24 protein-coding genes and 1 riboswitch are annotated in these 21,422 nt (G+C 68.7%); of the genes, 21 read left to right on the forward strand and 3 right to left on the reverse strand.

The genetic code is table 11. The annotated features are described in order from the left end of the window. Positions 1-1,404, reverse strand: a 1,404-nt coding sequence (locus tag AC1DC5_RS05530) for a DUF222 domain-containing protein (RefSeq protein ID WP_476864479.1), incomplete at its 3' end; no start/stop codon positions are given. Between the two features lie 172 nt (positions 1,405-1,576). Further along, a complete protein-coding gene (locus AC1DC5_RS05535; RefSeq protein WP_441407026.1) occupies positions 1,577-1,747 on the reverse strand; it encodes a hypothetical protein in 171 nt (56 codons plus the stop codon). A 592-nt stretch (positions 1,748-2,339) separates the two neighbouring features. Here AC1DC5_RS05535 and def point away from each other — a divergent pair. The 13 genes from def to AC1DC5_RS05600 all read left to right on the forward strand — a co-directional run bounded on the left by def (position 2,340) and on the right by AC1DC5_RS05600 (position 13,031). Then, positions 2,340-2,936 (forward strand): peptide deformylase, encoded by a 597-nt coding sequence (gene def, locus AC1DC5_RS05540; protein WP_476864480.1) that lies wholly within the window; start codon positions 2,340-2,342, stop codon positions 2,934-2,936. Continuing rightward, the gene (fmt, locus tag AC1DC5_RS05545) at positions 2,933-3,853 is read left to right on the forward strand and encodes a methionyl-tRNA formyltransferase (protein WP_476864481.1); all 921 of its coding nucleotides are present in this window, start codon (positions 2,933-2,935) and stop codon (positions 3,851-3,853) included. The genes def and fmt overlap by 4 nt, the downstream gene beginning before the upstream one ends. Further along, on the forward strand, positions 3,850-5,508 hold the full coding sequence (locus tag AC1DC5_RS05550; protein WP_476864482.1) for an RsmB/NOP family class I SAM-dependent RNA methyltransferase: 1,659 nt from the start codon (positions 3,850-3,852) through the stop codon (positions 5,506-5,508). The genes fmt and AC1DC5_RS05550 overlap by 4 nt, the downstream gene beginning before the upstream one ends. A gap of 77 nt (positions 5,509-5,585) precedes the next feature. Further along, on the forward strand, positions 5,586-6,242 hold the full coding sequence (rpe, locus tag AC1DC5_RS05555; protein WP_476864483.1) for a ribulose-phosphate 3-epimerase: 657 nt from the start codon (positions 5,586-5,588) through the stop codon (positions 6,240-6,242). A gap of 101 nt (positions 6,243-6,343) precedes the next feature. After that, positions 6,344-6,494, forward strand: a riboswitch (FMN riboswitch). 272 nt (positions 6,495-6,766) lie between these two features. Continuing rightward, positions 6,767-7,837 (forward strand): bifunctional diaminohydroxyphosphoribosylaminopyrimidine deaminase/5-amino-6-(5-phosphoribosylamino)uracil reductase RibD, encoded by a 1,071-nt coding sequence (gene ribD / locus AC1DC5_RS05560; RefSeq protein ID WP_476864980.1) that lies wholly within the window; start codon positions 6,767-6,769, stop codon positions 7,835-7,837. Beyond that, positions 7,837-8,505 (forward strand): riboflavin synthase, encoded by a 669-nt coding sequence (locus AC1DC5_RS05565; protein ID WP_476864484.1) that lies wholly within the window; start codon positions 7,837-7,839, stop codon positions 8,503-8,505. The genes ribD and AC1DC5_RS05565 overlap by 1 nt, the downstream gene beginning before the upstream one ends. Before the next feature lie 56 nt (positions 8,506-8,561). Next, entirely contained in the window at positions 8,562-9,236 is a 675-nt protein-coding gene (gene ribB, locus AC1DC5_RS05570) for a 3,4-dihydroxy-2-butanone-4-phosphate synthase (RefSeq protein WP_476864981.1), read from the forward strand. Between the two features lie 11 nt (positions 9,237-9,247). Further along, on the forward strand, positions 9,248-9,946 hold the full coding sequence (gene ribA / locus AC1DC5_RS05575) for a GTP cyclohydrolase II (RefSeq protein ID WP_476864485.1): 699 nt from the start codon (positions 9,248-9,250) through the stop codon (positions 9,944-9,946). 85 nt (positions 9,947-10,031) lie between these two features. After that, positions 10,032-10,517: a 6,7-dimethyl-8-ribityllumazine synthase gene (ribH, locus tag AC1DC5_RS05580; RefSeq protein WP_441407019.1), complete on the forward strand. Its 486-nt coding sequence runs from the start codon at positions 10,032-10,034 to the stop codon at positions 10,515-10,517. A 128-nt stretch (positions 10,518-10,645) separates the two neighbouring features. Next, the gene (locus AC1DC5_RS05585; protein ID WP_024367461.1) at positions 10,646-10,909 is read left to right on the forward strand and encodes a phosphoribosyl-ATP diphosphatase; all 264 of its coding nucleotides are present in this window, start codon (positions 10,646-10,648) and stop codon (positions 10,907-10,909) included. 104 nt (positions 10,910-11,013) lie between these two features. Beyond that, positions 11,014-11,856: an ATP phosphoribosyltransferase gene (gene hisG, locus AC1DC5_RS05590; protein ID WP_476864486.1), complete on the forward strand. Its 843-nt coding sequence runs from the start codon at positions 11,014-11,016 to the stop codon at positions 11,854-11,856. A 43-nt stretch (positions 11,857-11,899) separates the two neighbouring features. Further along, entirely contained in the window at positions 11,900-12,676 is a 777-nt protein-coding gene (gene hisF, locus AC1DC5_RS05595) for an imidazole glycerol phosphate synthase subunit HisF (protein WP_441407017.1), read from the forward strand. Between the two features lie 16 nt (positions 12,677-12,692). Continuing rightward, positions 12,693-13,031 carry a hypothetical protein gene (locus AC1DC5_RS05600; protein WP_476864487.1) on the forward strand — a complete coding sequence of 113 codons (339 nt, stop codon included), beginning with the start codon at positions 12,693-12,695 and terminating at the stop codon, positions 13,029-13,031. A 10-nt stretch (positions 13,032-13,041) separates the two neighbouring features. On the opposite strand, the gene AC1DC5_RS05605 is transcribed toward AC1DC5_RS05600, so the two are convergent. After that, the gene (locus AC1DC5_RS05605; RefSeq protein WP_476864488.1) at positions 13,042-13,686 is read right to left on the reverse strand and encodes a TIGR03085 family metal-binding protein; all 645 of its coding nucleotides are present in this window, start codon (positions 13,684-13,686) and stop codon (positions 13,042-13,044) included. Between the two features lie 154 nt (positions 13,687-13,840). On the opposite strand from AC1DC5_RS05605, the gene hisI reads away from it, so the two are divergent. The 8 genes from hisI to lgt all read left to right on the forward strand — a co-directional run bounded on the left by hisI (position 13,841) and on the right by lgt (position 21,361). Further along, entirely contained in the window at positions 13,841-14,245 is a 405-nt protein-coding gene (gene hisI, locus AC1DC5_RS05610; RefSeq protein WP_476864489.1) for a phosphoribosyl-AMP cyclohydrolase, read from the forward strand. Positions 14,246-14,333: 88 nt separating this feature from the next. After that, the gene (locus AC1DC5_RS05615) at positions 14,334-15,899 is read left to right on the forward strand and encodes an anthranilate synthase component I (RefSeq protein WP_441407013.1); all 1,566 of its coding nucleotides are present in this window, start codon (positions 14,334-14,336) and stop codon (positions 15,897-15,899) included. Next, positions 15,896-16,543: a Trp biosynthesis-associated membrane protein gene (locus AC1DC5_RS05620; protein ID WP_476864490.1), complete on the forward strand. Its 648-nt coding sequence runs from the start codon at positions 15,896-15,898 to the stop codon at positions 16,541-16,543. The genes AC1DC5_RS05615 and AC1DC5_RS05620 overlap by 4 nt, the downstream gene beginning before the upstream one ends. Before the next feature lie 99 nt (positions 16,544-16,642). Next, a complete protein-coding gene (locus AC1DC5_RS05625; RefSeq protein ID WP_441407011.1) occupies positions 16,643-16,933 on the forward strand; it encodes an HGxxPAAW family protein in 291 nt (96 codons plus the stop codon). Positions 16,934-16,935: 2 nt separating this feature from the next. Further along, a complete protein-coding gene (trpC, locus tag AC1DC5_RS05630) occupies positions 16,936-17,754 on the forward strand; it encodes an indole-3-glycerol phosphate synthase TrpC (RefSeq protein ID WP_476864491.1) in 819 nt (272 codons plus the stop codon). Between the two features lie 97 nt (positions 17,755-17,851). Beyond that, on the forward strand, positions 17,852-19,189 hold the full coding sequence (gene trpB, locus AC1DC5_RS05635) for a tryptophan synthase subunit beta (protein ID WP_476864492.1): 1,338 nt from the start codon (positions 17,852-17,854) through the stop codon (positions 19,187-19,189). After that, positions 19,186-20,019, forward strand: coding sequence for a tryptophan synthase subunit alpha (gene trpA, locus AC1DC5_RS05640; protein WP_476864493.1), 834 nt, complete (start codon positions 19,186-19,188; stop codon positions 20,017-20,019). The genes trpB and trpA overlap by 4 nt, the downstream gene beginning before the upstream one ends. Positions 20,020-20,023: 4 nt before the next feature. Then, positions 20,024-21,361, forward strand: coding sequence for a prolipoprotein diacylglyceryl transferase (lgt, locus tag AC1DC5_RS05645; protein ID WP_476864494.1), 1,338 nt, complete (start codon positions 20,024-20,026; stop codon positions 21,359-21,361). The last annotated feature ends 61 nt before the right edge of the window (positions 21,362-21,422 follow it).

Here is a 21,422-nt window from a genome sequence, read left to right on the forward strand (position 1 = left end):
GGGCGGGAAGACCCGGGAGGCGCGGCCGATGTCCAGGATCCGTCCTTCGCCGCCGAGGAGGACGGGGATGATGTCCGCGTCGCAGGCGATTTTCCGGGCGGTGGAGGCGGTGACGGGCCCGGTGAAGAGCAGGGTTCCGGTGTGCGCCTGAATTGTGCCTTCTCCGTTGGTGCTGGAGAGCCGGTCGAGGAGGTCGCGGTAGTCGATGGTGACCAGGACCTGCGGGCGGAGTCCTCCGGTCGCGGGCAGTGTGCCGGCGGCGAGGGCGACTTTGCAGCCGCCGACGAGGCCGTCGAGGAGTTTCTGCGGGCGCGAACGCAGGTCGAGCGGGACGTCAACGCCGTCGTTGGCGCCGTGGGTACCGTCGGCCGCTGCTGCTCGTTCCGGTTCGGTTTCTGTGCCGCCGGAGGGGCTCCCTGTGGGTGCTGGGGCGCTGGTGCGGGGGTTGGTGGCGGTGTTCATGACGGTGAGGAGGTGTTCGAACTGTCCGGCGGTCGCGAAGATCTCCAGGTGCTGGAGTCCGTGGCGGGGTTTGCGGATGAAGGCGCCCTGGAGCTGGCGCAGGAGTTCCTCGGAGGGCTCGGCGCCGTCCTGGTCCACCGCGTCAATCCAGCTCCGGGCCATGCGGGAGAGGAAGTCCGGGTCGTTCTCGGCCGCGGTGCGGGTCAGGGCGTGCTCCATCCGGGCGGCGGCCTCGGCGTCGCAGGCGTGCCGGACCCGGTCCAGGGCCAGGCTGATGATGGTCGCGGCCCGGGACGCGACCTCACCGGCGGCGACGGCGGCCCCGAGTTCCGCGTGCACGGGTGGCAAGGGTTCCCCGGAGAAGCCCTGCCGCGGCAGGAGGGCCTCGCCGAGACAGAGCCGGCGGCGGGACTCGACGGCGCTGATCCGCAGCCGCGCCCGCAGAAACTCCGCCGTGTTCCGGTAACCGTCATCCACGGCGGCACCTGAATCCGCCGCAGAACGAGCAACAGCGGCGGTCACGGCCACCGCGCCGGAAGCAGCACCGGAATCATCATCCGGCGCGGCGGGATCCCCGTAGCCGGTGTCATCTCGCCAGCCCGTGGTCCACGCCGTACCGGCCTTCGTAGCGGTGGCCGCGGCCTGCTTCCTGGTCCGGTCCACGGCTCTGGCCGCCACGAGCTGCAAGTACTCTGCGATCCGTGAGATCTCCTCGACCGTGCCGGCGAAATCCGCCGCCTCCCGGAACCCCATGCACGCGGCGTCCCCTGCCGCCGTCGAACTCGCGTCCTGCAGCAACGCCAGGGCACTTTTCAGACCGTCCGTGCTGACCGGTGAGTCGGTTGAGTGCAATCCCTCAACGCGTGCCGCACCGGAGTGCCCGGCCGGAGCCGTTCCCCGGCCTGGATCCTCGACGGTGATGAAGTCCTTGGCGGCTTTCATGGAACCATTCCATCAGGCAGCACTGACATTTTTCGCGACCATAGGAACCATAGGAACCCGCCCCGGAGGGACCGGATTTCTACCAGCGGCAAAGCACCGTCCACACCGCAGAGCCCGGCCGGAGCATAACCCCGGACCGGATCCTCGACGGTCATGAAATCCGTGGCGGCTTTCATGGAACCATTCCATCAGGCAGCACCGACATTTTTCGCGACCCCGGCAACCCGCCCCGGTAGGGCCGGATTTCTACTGGCGGCACCGGACCGTCTGCACCGGAGTGCCCGGCCGGAGCAGTGCCCCCGGCCGGCTCCTCAATGGTGATGAAATCCTTGGCGGCTTTCATGGAACCATTCCATCAGCGAGCACCGACATTTTTCGCGACCAGAGGAACCCGTCCCCGAGCCCAGCCCAGGTTCCTCACGAAACCGGCATCGTTCCGTCATTGAAGCCTCTGATGGCACCAAAGCCGGGTTCGCACGACAGGGGAGAGGGCATAGATGCGGGCGGTCCCGTGAAGTTGGCAGCGGTCGCTGCACCCAGTTGTTCCTCGCCGGTACGAGTTGCGACCGATGCATCGAACTGGTTGCTTCGATGGCGGTCCCAGGGCCGTCGGGGGAGGTCCGTGCCGCCGGCCGGCGCGACCGTGCCTGCCCGGCCGCTTTCCGTCCGTTGCCGCCCCGGCCGGCACCTTCGTGGCTATGCCGTCCGACTCGTCCCCGCCACCCGGACCCGCCCCGGACGGCACCACTCGTGGCGATGCCGTCCGACTCGCCCCCGCTACGACGCCCCCGCCAACCCGCCCCACCACCCGCACCCACCCCGGAGGCCAGCCACCCACTCCCGGACCGATTCCCCGAACCCGTCCCGGCCCAACCCCCGAGTGCAACTAAACTGGACTGGATCCCGCCGCCGCCCACCGTAAGGACACATTGCACATGGCCATTTTGAATATCCGCATCATCGGGGATCCTGTGCTGCGCACAGTTGCCGATCCCGTGACGGAATTCGGGCCTGAGCTGGCGAAGCTTGTTGCCGACATGACCGAAACCATGGAGGACGTCGACGGGGCAGGCCTGGCCGCGCCGCAGGTCGGCGTCAGCCAGCGCGTTTTCACCTACCGCATTCATGGCGTCGAGGGACACATCATCAACCCGGTGCTGGAAAACAGCGAGGACTTGCAGCCCGACGAGGTCGAAGGCTGCCTCTCCATCCCGGGCCTGGGCTTCCCGGTCCGCCGGCACCGGCACACCCGCGTCACCGGCGTCGACCTGCACGGCAACCCCGTCACCGTGGAGGGCGAGGGCATGCTGGCACGTGCCTTCCAGCACGAAACCGACCACCTCGACGGCATCCTCTTCACCGACCGGCTGGAAGGCGAGGACCGGAAGACCGCACTGCGCGCCATCCGGAACGCCAACTACGACTCCATCACCGAGCAGACGACGGCGAAGCGCGCCAAAACGGTCGGCACCAGTTTCGGTTCCGGTACTGCAGGTTCGGGAAGCTTCGGCTCCTTCGGAAACGCCCAGTGAGGGTTCTGTTCGCAGGCACGCCGGCTGTGGCTGTGCCGTCTCTGGACGCCCTCGTCGCGGCAGGGTTCGACGTCGTCGGCGTCCTTACGCGCCCGGACGCGCCGCTGGGACGCAAGCGTGTGCTGACGCCGTCGCCCGTTGCCGCCCGGGCCGCGGAACTGGGCATCAACATCATCCACGCTGCCAAGGTCGACGCCGGCGTGACTGAGCAGATTGCGGCTGCCGCCCCGGACGTCGCCGCCATCGTGGCCTACGGCGGGCTCATTCCCCGGCCGGCCCTGGACCTTCCCCGGCACGGCTGGATCAACCTGCACTTCTCCCTGCTGCCGGCCTGGCGCGGCGCTGCCCCCGTGCAGCGGTCGCTGATCGCCGGCGACGACGTCACCGGTGCCGTCACCTTCCTGCTGGAGGAGGGGCTGGACACCGGCCCCGTGTTCGGCACCCTGACCGAAGCCGTGCAGCCCGATGACACCGCCGGTGCGCTGCTCGACCGGCTGTCGCACAGCGGCGCCGTGCTGCTGACCCAAACGCTGTCAGCCGTCGACGCCGGCCGGGCCACCGCCGTGCCGCAGCAGGGCGAGGTCAGCCTGGCCCCCAAACTCACCCTCGAGGACGGCCGGCTCGACTGGAAGCAGCCCGCTTTGGCGATCGGACGGCGGGCGCGTGGAGTCACTCCCGAGCCCGGCGCCTGGACCACCCTCGACGGCCAGCGGATCAAGCTGGAACCGGTAAGGCTGCGGCCCGGGGGACCGGCCCTGCAGCCGGGAAAGCTCGCCTTGGACGGCAAGAGCGTGCTCGTGGGAACCGGGTCCCACCCGGTGGAACTCACCCGGGTCCAGCCTTCGGGCAAGAAAATGATGACCGCCGCTGACTGGGCGCGCGGACAGGCAACACTTGAAAGCGTGGTATTCGAATGAGCGAGTCCGGGAGCGGCAGCGGCCGCGGCAACGGCCCCCAGCGCGGCGGATCTGGCCCCCAGCGCGGCGGATCTGGCCCCCAGCGCGGCTCCGGCCAAAGCGGTCAAGGCGGCCAGGGCGGCCGCGGCCGGGACGGCAGCATGCGGAACGCGCAGGGCCGCGAACGCAACCGCGGACCGCAGCGCGGTTTTACCGAGAACGCTCCGTCCCAGCGCACCCGCCGGGCCGATCCCGCCCGGCTGGTGGCCTTCGAGGTGCTCCGCGCCGTCGCCGCGGAAGACGCCTACGCCAACCTCGTGCTGCCCGCCCGGATCCGGCACCACAACCTGGACAAGCGCGACGCCGGGTTCGCCACGGAACTGAGCTACGGGGCACTGCGCGGCCAGGGCACCTACGACGCGATCCTGGCCCGCTGCGTGGACCGGCCGCTGGACCAGCTGGACCCGGCCATCCTCGACGCGCTCCGGATCGGAGCCCACCAGCTGCTGGCCATGCGCGTCCCCGCGCACGCCGCGCTGGACCAGACCGTTGGCCTGGCCCGCGCCGTCATTGGCGCCGGGCCCTCAGCCCTCATCAACGCCGTGCTGCGCAAAGTTTCAGCCCGCACCCTCGAGGAGTGGCTGGACCTGCTGCTCAGCGACGAGCCGGACGAAACGAAAAAGGCCGCCATCCGTTACGCCCACCCGGAGTGGATTGTCCGGGCGCTCCGGCAGTCCCTCGTGGCCCACGGGCGTCCCGTCAGCGAAATCAGCGACCTCCTTGAGGCGGACAACGCGGCACCGGTGGTCAACCTCGTGGCACTTCCCGGACTCGGCAGCCTGGACGAGGCCCTCGAAGGCGGAGCCACCCCCGGTGAACTCGTCGAAGGATCGGCGCTCTCCAGCGGCGGCGACCTCGGCCGGCTCGCCTCGGTCCGCGAAGGCACCACCCGCGTCCAGGACGTCGGCTCGCAGCTCGTCGCCCGTGCCATGGCCGCCGTCGATCTCGGTGGCAGCACCAGCAACACCAGCAGCACCAACGGGCCCGACGGCGACGGCGGCCCCGCGCCCGAAAAGGCCGAACGCTGGCTGGACATGTGCGCCGGCCCCGGCGGCAAGGCCGCCCTGCTCGGCGCCCTCGCCCGGGAACAGGGCGCCACGCTGCTGGCCAACGAACCGGCACCGCACCGCGCCAAACTGGTCCGGCAGGCCCTCGCCGCCGTGCCGCACGAGGTCTGGCACGTGCGGACCGGCGACGGCCGCGAGGTCGGCACGGAAATGCCGGAGAGCTTCGACCGCGTGCTGGTCGACGCGCCGTGCACCGGTCTGGGCGCCCTGCGCCGCCGCCCGGAATCGCGCTGGCGCCGGACCCCCAAGGACCTGACGGACCTCGGCCCGCTGCAGCGCGAGCTGCTCAAGTCCGCACTGGCAGCCGTGAAGCCCGGCGGCGTTGTGGCCTACGTGACCTGCTCGCCGCACCCGGCGGAGACGACCGCCGTCGTCAGCGATGTGCTGCGCAAACGCGACGATCTTGAACTGCTCGACGCCGGCGCGGCGCTGGACAGCGTCAGCCTCACCGGCCACCTCGACGCCGGACACGAGCTCACCGCCCAGCTCTGGCCGCATGTGCACCGGACGGATGCCATGTTCCTGGCGCTCATCCACAAAAAGGCCTGATCAACAGGGAATACTGGGGGGCACTGGAAGCTCTCGCCCTCAACAGGACGCCTCAGCAGAACGACAAGGATTTTCACATGGCCAAGTGCTGTATCAACCCGAGCATTCTCTCCGCGGACTTCGCCAACCTCGAAGCCGAACTGCAAAGAATCAGCAACGCCGATGCGGTCCACGTTGACGTCATGGACAACCACTTCGTGCCGAACCTCTCGCTGGGGCTGCCGGTCGTTGCCCGCCTGCAGGAAATCAGCCCCGTGCCGCTCGATGCGCACCTCATGATCGAGCACGCGGACCGCTGGGCTCCGGCCTACGCGGACGCCGGGGTCGCCTCCGTGACGTTCCACGCCGAGGCCTCGATTGCCCCCATCAAGCTCGCCCGCGACCTGCGGGCCCGCGGGGCCAAGGCGGGCCTGGCGCTGCGGCCGGGCAGCGGTGTGGAGCCTTTCCTGGACATGCTCGGCGAGATCGACATGCTGCTGATCATGACGGTGGAGCCGGGCTTTGGCGGCCAGGAGTTCCTGGACCTCACGCTGCCCAAGATCCGCCGTGCCCGCGCGGCCATTGATGCGTCCGGCCTGGATGTGTCACTGCAGGTCGACGGCGGCATCACAGCGGACAACATCTGGCGCGCTGCGGACGCCGGTGCCAACGTCTTCGTGGCCGGTTCCGCCGTCTACGGTGCCGAAGACCCGGCCGAGGCGATCGAGCGCCTCCGCGCCGCCGGCCAGCGCTAACGGAAGCCGGCCAGCGCTAACGGAAAATGACGCACGCCGTAACATCACGCCTGCGGGAATAGCCAAAGCTGCCGTGCAGTTGTGCCAGAATAGCAAGACACATACGTGCTCCGGGGTCGGTGTAAGTCCGAACCGGCGGTTATAGTCCGCGACCCGCGAGCCGGCGCTTCCCTCGGGAAGAATGCCGGCAGACGGTTGAACCGGTGGAATTCCGGTACCGACAGTTAAAGTCTGGATGAGAGAAGCACGTACAGCTGTTACTGCGGAGCCCTGTGGCGCCGCGGAAGTTCGCTGTCGTATACCCCCGGAGCCATCGCGGCTTTTGAGGGAAGGAACGACAGACAAATGCACTCTCTGCGATGGCTCTTCACCACCACTCCGGTTCTCCAAGGCCCGGTGGCAGGTTGATGAGCGTCAAGCACTCTCCACACGAAACGACGGACGACGCCGGGGCCCAGACTGCTGCGGGTCTCACCGCCGCGCAGCTCACCGCTGCGGGTTTCAGCGCCGCCGAGGCAGCTGCCATGGATGCCGCCCTCGCAGCGGCCCTGCAGGGGCCGCGGGGCGCGAACCCGCTGGTTGGCGCCGTCGTGATCGCCCCTGACGGTACCCGCCTGGTGACCGGCTACCACCGCGGGGCAGGCAGCGCCCATGCTGAAGCCGACGCGATTGAGCAGGCGAAAGCCGCCGGCCACGATCTCAGGGGCACCACCATGGTGGTCACCCTTGAGCCCTGCAACCACTGCGGACGCACGGGGCCCTGCGCCCAGGCGATCATCGAGGCCGGTTTAGCGGACGTCGTCTACGCGATCGACGATCCGCACGACCCCGCCGCCGGCGGCGCGGCCACTTTGCGTGCCGCGGGAGTGCGCGTCCGCTCCGGGCTCGGCGCCGAAGCCGCCCTGGAGCTGAACCGGCGCTGGTTTGACGCCGTCGCCGGCCGACGGCCGTTCGTCACCCTGCATATCGCGCAGACCCTCGACAGCCGCATCGCCGCCAGCGACGGCACCAGCCAGTGGATCTCCAGCCCGGAATCGCTTGCCGACAACCACGCCCTGCGCGGACGGATCGACGCGATCCTGGTCGGGACGCAGACGGTCCTGGTCGACAACCCGCGCCTCACCGCACGCGGCACCGACGGCGCACCTGCCGGCCGGCAGCCGCTGCGTGTGGTGATGGGCTACCGCGGGATCCCCGAGGGCGCAGCGATCAACGGCGACGACGGCAAGGTCCTCCACCTGCCCACCCGTGACCCGCTGGAAGCACTGGACGAGCTCTTCTCCGCCGGCGTCCGGCACCTCATGGTCGAAGGAGGCTCCCGGATCCTCAGCGCCTTCCTCGCCGCCGGACTCGTCGACGAGCTCATCGTCTACCTCGCCCCGACCCTCCTTGGCTCCGGAACTCCGGCGCTGGAGGACCTCGGCATCACCACCCTGGCTGATTCCCAGCGCTGGGAATGGGACCCGGCGTCGGGCGGTGCGGTCCAGCAGCTCGGCCGCGACCTCCGGCTGCATTTGCACCCGGCCCTGACACACACTTCATCCGCTTCAACCCAGCTCCGCGCCAGCGCGGACACCGCCGCAGGAGGCAACTGATGTTCACCGGAATTATCGCCGAACAGGGAAAGGTGTTGTCCGTTGAGCGCAACGGCGACATCAGCGCCACCGTCCGGCTCCACGCGCCGGGCAGCACCGACGGGCTGGCCCTTGGCGGCTCCATCGCGGTCAACGGCGTCTGCCTCACGGCCACGGAGATCGACGGCAAGGACTTCAGCGTCGACGTCATGGGCGAGACGCTCACCCGCAGCACCATCGGCGAACTCGCCGCGGGGGACCCGGTCAACCTGGAGCGTTGTGTTCCGGCCGGCGGACGGCTCGACGGCCACGTCGTCCAGGGCCACGTCGACGGCGTCGGCCAGCTGCTTGAGCGCGAGGCGCTGGGCAACTGGGACCGGCTCCGCTTCGGCGTTCCCGCAGGGCTTGCACGCTACATCGCTGAGAAGGGCTCTATCGCGGTCGACGGCGTTTCGCTGACGGTGACCGCCGTGAGCCCGGCAAATGACCAGGCGCCGTGGTTCGAAGTGGGGCTGATCCCCACCACGCTGGCAGACACCGGCCTGGGCGCGAAAGCAATCGGCGGCCAGGTAAACCTCGAAGTGGACGTCCTGGCGAAGTACACTGAGCGCCTGCTCGCGTTTTCCGGGACAGCGGCCGGCGCGGCAGCCGGGGGAGCAGCAGTACGCGCAGAGGGGGCGACGGCGTGAACAACGTCAAGGACATCCCCGCCCGGCCCCTCCTCACTGACGCCGCCGACGCCGCACTGCCAGCGGAACTTGCCCCCGCAGTCATCCCGCCGGCCGGCCTCGACCTGATCGAAGACGCCATCAGCGCGATTGCCGCCGGGCGCCCCGTCCTGGTGGTCGACAACGAGGACCGCGAAAACGAAGGCGACATCATCTTCGCCGCGGAGCACGCCACCCCGGCCCTGATGGGCTGGACCATCCGGTACAGCTCCGGCGTCATCTGTGTACCGCTCGACGGCGGCCGCGCCGACGCCCTCGCGCTGCCGCCGATGGTCGAAATCAACGAGGACGCCAAGGGCACCGCGTACACGGTGTCCTGCGACGCCGCGGTGGGCGTCAGCACTGGAATCTCCGCCACGGACCGGGCCCTGACGGCCCGGATCCTGGCCGATCCCGGGAGCGAGCCGGCGGCCCTGACCCGTCCCGGGCATGTTTTCCCCCTCCGCGCCGTTAAAGGGGGAGTGCGGGAACGTCCCGGGCACACCGAGGCAGCGGTGGAGCTGTGCCAGCTCGCCGGACTCGAGCCCGTCGGTGTGATCGCAGAAGTGGTACACGACAACGGAGAGATGATGCGGCTGGACGGACTTCGCGGCTTCGCGCGGGAGCACGGCTGCCCGCTGATCTCGATTGCCGACCTGGTTGCTTATCTTGAGGCCCGGCAGCCCGCCGGCCACGCAGCAGATCCCGCGTGATGGAGGAAACAATGACGACGTCTGAAGCACAAGAACAGATGGCGGCCGGACGCCAGCCGCATCCGGTCAGCGCCGGCCCGATCGTGCAGTTGCCCACCGCCTTCGGCGACTTCGTGGCGCAGGCTTGGACAGATCTTGTCACCGGCGCCGAGCACCTGGCGGTCAGCTCTCCGCTGCCGCCGGTGGGCGGGACGGCCCCGTTGGTCCGCCTTCACTCGGAGTGCCTCACGGGTGATGTCTTCGGTTCCTACCGCTGCGACTGCGGCGAGCAGCTGGCCTACGCCCTCGAGCTGATCAACGAGTTCGGCGGGACGCTGCTGTACCTGCGCGGCCAGGAGGGCCGCGGGATCGGCCTCGCGAACAAGATGAAGGCCTACGCCTTGCAGGAAGCCGGTTTCGACACGGTGGAGGCCAACGAACAGCTGGGCCTTCCCGTGGATGCGCGCTGCTACAAGGCCGCGGCGCAGATCCTCGCGGACATGGGACTTTCCGAGATCCGCCTGCTGAGCAACAACCCGGACAAGCAGGACCGGCTGGCCCAGGCCGGCGTCCACGTCGTGGAGATGGTGCCCACCGAGGTGCCGTCCCGCGAGCAGAACCTCCGGTACCTGCAGACCAAAAAGGACCGGATGGACCACCGGCTGGTCCTGGACATGGAACCGGCAACCCCGGTCGCCGGTCCGCGCGGATTCGACCACGAACAAGACTGAAATACTTTCAGCCGGCCCGGACGGGCGCGCTGACATTGCCAACACGACTTAACAGCACACGACTGAGCAGAACAAGGATTCCCAGATGAGCGGACACGGCGCACCACAGATTGACCTCAGCACCTTCCAGCCGGAGGAAACCTCCCGGCTGAAACTGGCCATCGTGGCCGCCAGCTGGCACACCCAGATCATGGACGGGCTCCTGGACGGCGCCCTGCGCGCGGCCAAGGACGCCGGCATCAGCGAACCGACGGTGCTCCGCGTCCCCGGGACGTTCGAGCTCCCCGTTGCCGCCGCCCGGCTGGCGCCGCACTTCGACGCCGTCGTGGCGCTCGGCGTCGTGATCCGCGGCGGAACCCCGCACTTCGAGTATGTCTGCGAGGCGGCCACACTGGGCCTGACCGAGGTCTCGGTCCGCACCGGCATCCCCGTCGGCTTTGGTGTGCTGACGTGTGACACGGAACAGCAGGGCATCGACCGCGCAGGGCTGCCGGGTTCCACCGAGGACAAGGGCCACGAGGCCGTCACCGCCGCCCTCGCCACCGCGGTGACCCTCAAGCAGTACAGCTAAGCGCAGGGGTACGGCCGGGCACCGAAGAGGGCCCGGCCGTACCCTTCGCTGTGTCATCACTCACATCCCCGCCGTCATGCAAGCCCCCGGCAGGCGCCCTCCGCCCGTGAGCAAGTAGGCTGGAGGGTGTGAAGAATTTCGAATCGCTGTTCGCAGAACTGAGTGAGAAGGCAGCCGTCCGCCCGGAGGGCTCCCGCACCGTCGCCGAACTGGATTCCGGAGTCCACGGCATCGGTAAGAAGGTCGTGGAGGAAGCAGCCGAGGTCTGGATGGCTGCCGAGTACGAATCCGATGAAGCCGCCGCTGAAGAAATCTCGCAGCTGCTCTATCACCTGCAGGTTCTGATGCTCGCCAAAGGACTCAGCCTGGAAGACGTCTACAAGCATCTCTAGCCACGTCCGCGCCGGAACCCCGCAGGCCCTGCCCTGCGGATCCGGTGTATAGCGTGGCCCGTTGTGCCTGAACCGACCACTTCCTAACCAGAAAGACCTCCCCAATGCTGAGAGTTGCCGTCCCAAACAAGGGATCCCTGTCCGAAGCCGCCTCCGCCATGCTCGCCGAGGCCGGCTACCGCCAGCGCCGCGATACCCGCGAGCTGGTCATGGTGGACCCGGACAACGACATTGAATTCTTCTTCCTCCGCCCCCGCGACATCGCCGTCTACGTCGGCCAGGGCACGCTCGACGTCGGCATCACCGGCCGCGACCTGCTCCTCGACGCCGAGGTTGAAGCCGAAGAGCTGCTCCCGCTGGGCTTCGCGGCCTCCACGTTCCGCTTCGCCGGACCGGTGGGCGACTTCAGCACGGTCGAAGAGCTCGAGGGCAAGCGCCTGGCCACCAGCTACGACGGACTGCTGCGCGGCTACCTCGCCGATCGCGGCGTCAAAGCCAAGGTGGTCCGCCTCGACGGCGCCGTGGAATCCTCCGTGCGCCTCGGCGTCGCGGACGCGATCGCCGACGTCGTCGAAACCGGCAACACGCTCAAGGCGGCCGGCATGGAGATCTTCGGCCAGCCCATCCTGAACTCAGAGGCCGTCCTGATCGGCCGCAAGGGCGAGCAGAACCCGGCCGCCGAGGTCCTGATCCGCCGCCTGCAGGGTGTCCTCGTGGCGCGGCAGTACGTCATGATGGACTACGACATCCGCAAGGAGCTCGTGGAAGCGGCCGCGGCCCTCACCCCCGGCCTGGAATCGCCCACGGTCTCCCCGCTGCGCGACTCGGACTGGGTTGCTGTCCGGTCCATGGTGCCCAAGCGGCAGACCAACCGGATCATGGACGAGCTGTACGACCTCGGCGCCCGCGCCATTCTGGTCAGCACCATCCACGCCTGCCGCATCTGACCCGGCCCGCGTACACCTTCCGCAGCGAATACCAGGAGAAGTCATGGCTGTAGCCGTCCGCGTTATCCCGTGCCTGGACGTTGATGCCGGCCGCGTGGTCAAGGGCATCAATTTTGAAGGTCTCCGCGACGCCGGAGATCCCGTCGAGCTGGCGCACCGCTATGACAACGGCGGCGCCGACGAGCTGACCTTCCTCGACGTCACGGCCTCCTCTGGCAACCGGGAAACCACGTTCGACGTCGTCCGGCGCACCGCCGAGGAAGTCTTCATCCCGCTCACCGTCGGTGGCGGCGTCCGCGGCGTGGCCGAGGTGGACCGGCTCCTGCGCTGCGGCGCGGACAAGGCGGCAATCAACACCGCCGCCGTCGCCCGGCCCGACGTGATCGACGAGATCACCCGGCACTTCGGCTCCCAGGTCCTGGTGCTGTCCCTCGATGCGCGCCGCACGCGTCCGGGGTCGCAGCCCACCCCCTCCGGCTTCGAGGTCACCACCCACGGCGGCCGCCAGGGCACCGGGATCGACGCCATCGCCTGGGCACGTGAGGCGGCCGACCGCGGCGTGGGCGAAATCCTGCTCAACTCGATCGACGCCGACGGCACCAAGGACGGCTTCGACCTGGAACTGATCCGGCTCGCGCGGGCCGGCGTCAAGGTTCCGCTCATCGCTTCCGGCGGGGCCGGCAAGCCGGAGCACTTCCCGCCTGCCGTGGCTGCAGGGGCCGACGCGGTGCTTGCGGCGTCGGTGTTCCACTTCGGCCCGCTGGACATGATCGCCCAGGTCAAGGCCGCGATCCGCGAAGCAGGCTTCGAGGTCCGCTGATCGGTAGTCTGGCACCATGCCCATTCAGACACGCGGCGCAACGCGCTCACCTGTAGTCGCTGCTGGCGTCGTCCTTCTGGGCCTGCTCGTCCTGTGGGTGGCGCAGCCGGTCCTGCCGGGTTGGGGATGTGCGGTCAGTCTTCCGGCGATGTGCGCTCCGCATTTGCTGCCGGTTCGTGCATCGCTGATCAGTGCGGGCATCCTCTTCGCACTGCTCGCGGCTGTCATCGTCGGGATGTTGATTCGGCCCCGGGCAATCGGCCTGCTGGGCGGGATGTCGCGACGTGTCGTCTTCGCCGTGCCGGTCATCCTGATTCTGACAGTTGCCGCGCACTACGTGATACCGCAGCCGTGATTCGAGGAGCTTAGAGTCCGACTTCGGCGGACTGCAGGAGGGCGACGGCGTCCGGCTGGCCCTCGAAGGTCACCAGCGCGTGGCGGGTGCGGCCGTGGGCGTGCATCAGGAGCTCGCCCGGCTCGCCGACGATCGCGACGGACACGGGAGCGCGCTTGGCGACGTGCCGGGGTCCGGAGGGGCGCACCAGCACGATCCCGAGGTCCACGCCGCGGTAGAGGATGGCTGCCCGTTTGACCAGTTCATCCCAGAGGGCGTCGGAGTATTCCTCGTCGAGGGCACGGGGCGCCCAGCGGTCCACAGCCCGGCGGACGTCCTCGGTGTGGACGAAGTATTCGATCAGGTTGGCACTCTCGTCCAGGGCCTTGATCTTCATGGGGGAGAACGCGGACGGTCCGGCGCGGAAGGAATTGACCAGCTTGTTGTAGTCTTCCGGCGTCTTGAGCTTGGCCGCCAGGTCGGCCGTGGCCTGGTCCGACGCCTTGGACAGGCGCTTGATCAGCAGGCCAAGTCCGACGGCGGCTTTCCGCTCGCGCAGGTACAGGTGGGCGGCAAGGTCCCTTGTGAGCCAGCCCTTACAGAGCGTGGGGGAGTCAGGACCGGCCGCCAGTAAGGTTTCGGCCAGAACTTCTCGGGACGGATCGACGAAATGCATCACTTGTGAAACTAGCACGAGACGACGGCGCGTGTGCACCTGAACCGCCGTCGTACGGCGCCGGGACGGCGATTCATGCCGTGGTGACGCCGATGTTAAGCAGGGCGCCGGGGATCTGGGCGACGCCCCTCCGCAAGGCACTAGACTTGAGAGGATGTCTGAGCAGCCCGCCCCCGCCCGTATTGACGGAACCCGTAGTGAAGTGCCCGCAAGCCCGCTCCCCGCGGGCCTGGCTAAAGCCCTGAAGCGGGACAACGCCGGCCTGGTCGCCGCGATCGTGCAGCAGTACGACACGAACGAGGTGCTTATGCTGGGCTGGATGGACGACGAGGCCCTGCACCGCACCATGACCAGCGGGCGGGTGACGTTCTATTCCCGCTCCCGCCAGGAGTACTGGCGCAAGGGGGACACCTCCGGCCACGTGCAGTGGGTCAAGTCCCTCGCGATGGACTGCGACGGCGACGCGCTGCTGGTCCGTGTGGACCAGGTCGGCGCGGCCTGCCACACCGGAACCCGCACCTGCTTCGACGGCCGGGACCTCGACGTCGTCGTCAGCTGAACTCCCGGCTGAACCAGCACGCACAGTATTTGAGGCTTCGGGACCGAAGCCTCCGGAACCACTGAAAGAACAGGCGGAAACCACAGCCATGCAGGACCTTGGAATCATCAGCCCGGGCCTGGAGGAGTTCCGTGAACTCGCAGGCCACAGCCGTGTCATCCCTGTCCGGCTGAAGGTGCTCGCTGACGCCGAAACCCCGATCGGGCTGTACCGCAAACTCGCTCAGGGACAGCCCGGCACGTTCCTGATGGAATCCGCGGCCGTCGGCGGCTCCTGGTCCCGGTACTCCTTCATCGGCGCGCGGTCCCGGGCCACGCTGACCACCAAGGACGGCCAGGCGCACTGGCTCGGCGAACCGCCGGTCGGCGTGCCGTTGGGCGGCAGCCCGGTGGACGCGATCCGCGACACCGTCGAGGCACTCCGCACCGACCGCTTCGACGATCTGCCGCCCTTCACCTCCGGCCTGGTCGGATTCCTCGGCTGGGAGACCGTCCGGCACTGGGAGAAGCTGACCAGTCCGCCCGAGGACGACCTGGACTTGCCCGAAATGGCGCTGAACCTCGTCACGGACATGGCAGTGCACGACAACATGGACGGCACCGTGCTGCTGATCGCCAACGCGATCAACTTCGACAACAGCTCCGACCGGGTCGACGAGGCCTGGCACGACGCCGTCGCGCGCGTCAAAGCACTCCTGGCCCAGATCAGCACGCCCGTGAAGCAGCCGGTCTCCGTGCTGGACCCGGCGGCCCTGGACTTCGCCTCCAGCGTGCAGGAACGCTGGGACGAGACGGACTATCTCGCCGCCCTGGACCGCAGCAAGGAAGCGATCGTCGACGGCGAAGTCTTCCAGGTGGTCATCTCGCGCCGCTTCGAAATGGAATGCGGCGCGGACCCGCTGGACGTCTACCGGGTGCTCCGGAACACCAACCCCAGCCCGTACATGTACATCTTCAGCCTTGAGGATGCTGCCGGCCGGCAGTACTCGATCGTCGGTTCCTCCCCGGAGGCGCTCGTGACCGTGACGGGCGAGGAAGTCATCACCCATCCCATCGCCGGGTCCCGGCCGCGCGGCAAAACCGTCGAGGCGGACAAGGCCCTGGCCGAGGAACTCCTCGCCGACGAGAAGGAACGTGCCGAACACCTGATGCTGGTGGATCTCTCCCGCAACGATCTGTCCAAGGTCTGCGTGGCCGGCTCCGTCGACGTAACCCAGTTCATGGAAGTCGAGCGCTTCAGCCACATCATGCACCTCGTCTCCACCGTCGTCGGCAAACTGGCCCCCGCCGCCAAGGCCTACGACGTGCTGAAGGCGACCTTCCCCGCCGGAACGCTGTCCGGCGCGCCCAAGCCCCGCGCCCTGCGCCTGCTCGACGAGCTGGAACCACACCGCCGCGGAATCTACGGCGGTGTGGTGGGCTACCTCGATTTCGCCGGGGACATGGACATGGCCATCGCCATCCGCTCGGCCCTGCTGCGGGAAGGTCGCGCCTACGTTCAGGCCGGCGGCGGCATCGTGGCTGACTCCGTGAACGCCACCGAGGCACTGGAAACCGTAAACAAGGCAGCCGCCCCGATGCGGGCCGTCCACACGGCCCAGTCATTGCGCAACATTACGGCTGAGTCCATTTCCGACGCCGGGACGCAGTCATGAGCGGCGCCTCGGTCAAGAGCACCAGCCCCGCCGTTCCCCGCTGGGCCCGGAAATCCACCCTCGTCCTGGCCATCGTCGCCCTGGCGCTGGCCGTCTTCGGCACCACGACGCAGACCTGGCTGGTTGTCCACCTGGACCCCGCCCAGCTCGGCCAGGCCGTCAACAGCCAGGACGGCCTGCAAGTGCAGGGCAGCAAAGCCGCCACCACGGTGACGGCCCTGGCGCTGGTGGCCCTGGCCGGCGGGCTGGCCGCGTCGATTGCCGGCCGGATCGCCCGCTGGGTCATCACGGCGCTTATCCTGCTGGCCGCCGCCGGCATCATCAGCGCCGCCGCTGTGGTCATCGCGGACCCGCTGGCCGCGGCCCAGGGCTCGATCGCCGCCGCCACCGGAATCACGGGCAGCGACGTAAAAGTGGACGTCACCGTCTTCCCGACCCTCGCCGTCGTGGCCGGGGGACTGCTGGGGCTCAGCGCGCTGCTGATCATCCCGGCGGGCCGCTACTGGAAGTCGCGCACGAAATATGACACCGCCGCGGCAGGCACTGCAGCAGGTACGCAGGCCGGCGGTTCCGAGGCGGCCGCCGGGCCGGCGGACGAGATCGACAGCTGGGACCGGTTGTCCCGCGGCGACGATCCCACCTGAGCCGATCCCACCTGAGCCGACGCCACGGCCGGTAACCCGGCAAATAAGGCCGGCAATAAATGGCAGAATGTAAGCAGTATTCACCCTGAGGAGATTTCAATGAGCAACGCACCTGTTTCCGCCCCCAAGCCCGCTGCCGGAACCGGCTACTCCTACGACGACATCGATCACAGCGAACCGACCGGCCACGGCAACAGCCCGGCAGCCTGGACCACCGTTTTCGTTATGCTCGCCGGCGCGCTCGTCATGTCCATCGCCTTCGTCATCGCCAACACCCCGATCTTCATCGCGGGCGGCGTTGTGATGCTGGTCGGCCTCATCATCGGCTTCGTCATGCGCAAGGCCGGCTACGGTGTGGGCGGCAGCAAGCTGAAGAACTCCGGCCACTAGGCGTGACTGTTCTCGATGACATCAACGCCGGTGTCAGGGAGGATATGGAGGCGCGTCAGCGCCTCGTCACGCTCGCGGAACTGAAGGAGCGGGCCGCCGCGGCCACGCCGGCCCGCGACGCCTGGACAGCCCTGGGCGGCCCTTCGGACACGCGCGGCCAACTGAAGGTCATCGCCGAAATCAAGCGCCGCAGCCCGTCCAAGGGCGATCTCGCGAGCATCGCGGACCCGGCCTCCCTCGCCGTGCAGTATGCCGACGGCGGCGCGGCTGCGATCAGCGTCCTGACCGAACAGCGCCGCTTCAACGGCTCCCTCGCCGATCTCGACGCCGTCCGGGCAGCCGTGGACATCCCGCTGCTGCGCAAGGACTTCATGATCGACGAGTACCAGATCTGGGAGGCCCGGGCACACGGGGCCGACCTGATCCTGCTGATCGTGGCGTCCCTGTCCGACGCGCAACTGCGCGAGTACAGCGCCCTCAGCCGCGAGCTCGGCATGAACGTGCTCGTCGAGACACACACCGCCGAGGAAATCGAGCGGGCCGTTGCCGCGGAAGCGCGGATCATCGGCGTCAACGTGCGCAACCTGAAGACGCTCGACGTCGACCGTTCCCTCTTCGCCGAACTCGCCGGAGGCATCCCCGCCGGCGCGCTCGTCATCGCGGAGTCGGGCGTGCGCGGCGTCGACGACGTCCGGCACTACGCCGCGAACGGCGCCAACGCGGTCCTCGTCGGCGAGGCGCTGGTCAGCGACGCGACCCCGCGGGAGCGGATCGCGGAGTTCATGTCCGCCGGAGCCGAAGAAATCGCCGCACGTTCCTGACCCGCGGTCCGGCCGGGCAGCGCCCGGGCCGGACGCCGGCAGGGCCTCCGTGTGGCACCAAAGATCTAGTTAGCAGTGGAACAGGATGGTGAGACTGATGGTCGATGCGCCAGCAGCCGGCTCAGACGAAAGCGCCGTGGACGCGTTCCTGCAGGGTGGGGAATCCCTGCGGCACGCCCCCGGGCCCTACTTCGGCTCCTACGGCGGCCGATGGATGCCCGAGTCACTCATCGCGGCCCTGGATGAGCTCGAGGACACCTTCGAGAAGGCCAAGGCCGATCCGGACTTCACCGCCCAGATCGCGGAACTGAACAAGAACTACTCCGGCCGGCCGTCGCTGCTGACCGAGGCCAAGCGCTTCGCCGAGCACGCCGGGGGCGTGCGGATCTTCCTCAAGCGTGAGGACCTCAACCACACGGGTTCACACAAGATCAACAACGTGCTGGGCCAGGCCCTCCTCGCCAAGCGCATGGGCAAGACCCGCGTCATCGCCGAAACCGGCGCCGGCCAGCACGGCGTCGCCAGCGCCACCGCCGCCGCCCTCATGGGCCTGGAATGCGTCGTTTACATGGGCGCCGAGGACTGCCGCCGGCAGGCCCTCAACGTGGCCCGCATGGAGCTCCTCGGAGCCACCGTCATCCCGGTGACCAACGGATCCCAGACCCTCAAGGACGCCATCAACGAGGCGCTCCGCGACTGGGTGGCCAACGTGGACAACACCCACTACCTGCTGGGCACCGCCGCCGGGGCGCACCCGTTCCCGGCCATGGTCCGCTACTTTCACGAGGTCATCGGCGAGGAATCCCGCGCCCAGATCCTGGAGCAGACCGGCCGCCTGCCCGACGCCGTCTGCGCCTGCATCGGCGGCGGCTCCAACGCGATCGGCATCTTCCACGGCTTCCTGGACGATCCCTCGGTCCGGATCTACGGCTTCGAGGCCGGCGGCGACGGCGTCGAGACCGGCCGCCACGCGGCCACCATCACGCTCGGCAAGCCCGGTGTGCTGCACGGCGCCCGCTCGTACCTCATGCAGGACGACGACGGCCAGACCATCGAATCGCACTCCATCTCGGCGGGCCTGGACTACCCCGGCGTCGGCCCGGAGCACTCCTACCTCGCGGACATCGGGCGTGTCAGCTACGAGCCCATCACGGACAGCGAGGCCATGGACGCGTTCCGGCTGCTGTGCCGCACCGAAGGCATCATCCCGGCCATCGAATCCGCCCACGCCCTGGCCGGCGCCATCAAGGTCGGCCAGCGGCTCGCCGCCGACGCCGCCGAAAGCGGAGGCTCCAGCGATGCGTCAGAAAAGATCGTGATCGTGAACCTCTCCGGCCGCGGCGACAAGGACGTGGCCACGGCCGCGGAATGGTTCGACCTGCTGGACAAGGATTCACCCGAGCACGAAATCGCCAAAGAGGGGGAACAGCTGTGAACCACGTCGAACCGGGCGCCGGCCAGGACACACAGGGCGCCAGCAAATCGGCAGCGGCCATTGACCGGGCCAAGGCCCAGGGCCGCGCGGCCCTGATCGGCTACCTGCCCGCTGGCTACCCCAGCGTGGAGGACTCCATCGCGGCCGGCATCGCCCTAGCGGAGAACGGCGCCGACCTGATCGAGATCGGCATCCCGTACTCGGATCCGGTTATGGACGGCCACGTCATCCAGGCCGCCACCACCGAAGCCCTCGCCAAGGGCTTCCACGTCAAGCAGGTCTTCGACGTCGTCCGCGGCATCACCAGCAAGACCGACGCCGCCGTGCTGGTCATGACCTACTGGAACCCCGTGGTCCGGATGGGCGTGGACGAATTCTCCCGCCAGCTGGCCGACGCCGGGGGAGCCGGACTCATCACCCCCGACCTCATTCCCGACGAAGCCTCCGAATGGATGGCGGCCTCGGACAAGTACGGCCTGGACCGGGTGTTCCTCGTGGCGCCGTCGTCCTCGCCGGAGCGCATGAAACGCACCGTTGAGGCGAGCCGCGGCTTCGTCTACGCCGTCTCGATCATGGGCGTCACCGGTGCCCGCACCTCGGTCAGCACCGCGGCCAAGGATGTTGTTGCCGCCGCGCACGCCGCTGGCGCCGAGCGGGTCTGCGTCGGCCTCGGCGTGTCCAACGCTGACCAGGTCCGTGAAATCGCCGCCTACGCGGACGGCGTTATTGTCGGCACGGCCCTCGTCGTGGCCATCCGCGACGGCGGCGTGGATGCGGTAGCGTCCTTGACGAAAGACCTCAGCACCGGCCTTACCAAGGAAGAAGCCTAAGCACATGCAGTCAGTCCTCCACGCGGCAGCGATGATTCCCGCGAGCATTCCGAGCCCGGACTGGTCCGGATTCGACATCCCGCTGCCGTGGGGGTCACTGCGCATCCACGCCTACGCCCTGTGCATCCTGCTCGGCATCATCGCCGGCCTGTGGCTCACGTCTGTCCGCTGGGCCAAGCGCGGGGCCCCGGAGGGAAGCGTCTGGGACATCGCCATCTGGGCTATCCCCTTCGGCATCATCGGCGGCCGGCTGTACCACGTGGTGTCCTCTCCGGACGCGTACTTCGGGCCCGGCTTCGACGGCACCGGCGACCTGTCCCTGATCCCGCAGATCCAGCGCGGCGGACTGGGCATCTGGGGCGCCGTGCTGCTGGGCGCCGTGGGCGCCTGGATCGGCTGCCGCAGGGCGGGCGTCAAACTCAGCGCCTTCCTCGATGCCGCAGCGCCCGGCCTGCTGCTGGCCCAGGCGATCGGCCGCTGGGGCAACTACTTCAACCAGGAACTCTTCGGCGGCCCCACCACCCTGCCCTGGGGGCTGCAGATCGACGCCGACAACCCCAACTTCCCGCCCGGCATGGCAGCGGACACACTCTTCCACCCGACGTTCCTCTACGAATCCCTCTGGAACCTGGCCGGCGTCGGCATCCTGCTGCTTCTCGACCGCAAGTTCCGCTTCCGCCGCGGCCGCCTGTTCTGCCTCTACGCGGTCTACTACACGCTGGGCCGGGTCTGGATCGAAGCGATGCGGATCGACGACGCCGAGCAGATCAACCTGTTCGGCATCACCACCCGGCTGAACGTGTGGACCAGCATCTTCGTCCTGCTGGGCGCGCTGGCCGCCTTCATCATCCTCGGCCTGCGCAAGCGGACCGAACCCGACACCGTCTACCTCCCAGGCCGCGAACCGTCCGAGGTTGAGCCTGCCGCCGACGCCGATGCCGACGCAGCTGCCTCCGCGCATGCTGAGGAAGAACGGGACGCCGACGACGGCGGAAAGCCTGCCGCCGTCGGCCGGATCGCATCAACGGATACAGACGACGAGGCCGAAACGGCCCGCGCCGGGGCCGGGAACGACGCGGCCATCAAGCAGCCGGCCACCGTGCCGGCCGCCGCAGCCGCGGCCCAGGACGCCAGTGTCCAGCATTCGGATTCTGCTGTCTCAGATAGTGAGTCGCGTGATAATCTCCCTGATAACCAAAGCGGTCCCGGCCGCGCTTCCGCCCCAGCTGAAGCGTCAACGGAATCCTCCGGCGGCACCAAGCCCGCCGCAGGAGCGCCGGCGGCCGGAACACCCGGCCACCAGGGCACCGGAACCGCGCCGGAAGCTGAGGGCACCAAGTAGCTCAGCCCCGGCAAACCGGGCCGCGGAGTCACCCCTCGCAGCGCCCGTATCCACAACGTCG

The sequence above is a fragment of the Arthrobacter sp. 10L424 genome, assembly GCF_056395325.1.